Annotated in this window: 1 protein-coding gene; it reads left to right on the top strand. The window is 37.8% G+C overall.

The window, feature by feature from the left end:
• Positions 1–1,040, top strand: a 1,040-nt coding sequence (locus BOW55_RS20680) for a gliding motility-associated C-terminal domain-containing protein (RefSeq protein ID WP_129026334.1), incomplete at both ends; no start/stop codon positions are given.

Here is a 1,040-nt window from a genome sequence, read left to right as displayed (position 1 = left end):
AAAATAATGTAACATGGTATGATGCCGAAAATGGCGGAAATGTAGTTTCGGCAGGAACAACACTTGTAAACGGAACCGTTTATTATGGTTCATTAACAACGGGAACCTGCGAAAGCATCACACGTTTAGCGGTAACAGTAATTATAAAAAACGATTTACCAGGAGAAACCATTGGCTGGAAAGCGACAGCATGCATTGCCGAAGAAGTAACCTATAAAACGACATCTGCAATGTCCGATTACAATTGGATGGTTACAGGAGGTTCAATTAAAGCAGGAGGACAATTAATGGATGATTTTGTAACTGTTATCTGGACAACAGCAGGAAATGGCGCTGTACAGGTTGAGTTTATAGATTCTTCTAATTGTAATCCGATTGTAGCGATTCATTTTCCAGTATCAGTAACTGTTTGCTCCGATATTGCGATAGGAAAAACGGTAAACAATCCAACACCAACCATTGGAGAAAATGTTATATTTACAATAACAGCAACAAATATTGGAACAAGTGATTTTCAGCATGTAAGTATAGACGAAATGCTGCCATCGGGATATAGTTATGTAATATCAACAACAACTTCAGGGAACTACAATAGTTCAAATGGAGTTTGGGATTTACCCGTGTTAGCCGCAGGAACAACCGAAACATTAACGCTGACAGCAAAGGTAAAAGGAACAGGAGATTATCTTAATATTGCTAACCTTAACGCTTCGACACCTGCAGATCCTAATTTGGATAACAATAGGGCAGAAGCAGCTGTTACACCTACAGGAATAGTAATATATAATGCTGTTTCGGCTAATGGTGACGGAATAAACGATTATTTCAAAATAGAGGGATTGGATCGTTATTCTGAAAATTCAGTCGAAATATATAATCGTTGGGGAGTTAAAATTTTTGAAACCAGCGGATATGGATCTAATGGAAATGTATTTCGTGGTACATCTGATGGAAGAACGACTGTTCAAAAGGGAATGTTGTACCTGCTGGAACCTATTTTTATATCTTGCGTTATCAAACAAATGCAGAAACAAGAATGG

It is taken from the genome of Flavobacterium sp. YO12 (assembly GCF_004119495.1).
Classification (GTDB): domain Bacteria; phylum Bacteroidota; class Bacteroidia; order Flavobacteriales; family Flavobacteriaceae; genus Flavobacterium.
The sequence above is the reverse complement of the archived record's forward strand: the minus strand, read 5'-3'. Positions and strand labels throughout refer to the sequence as shown.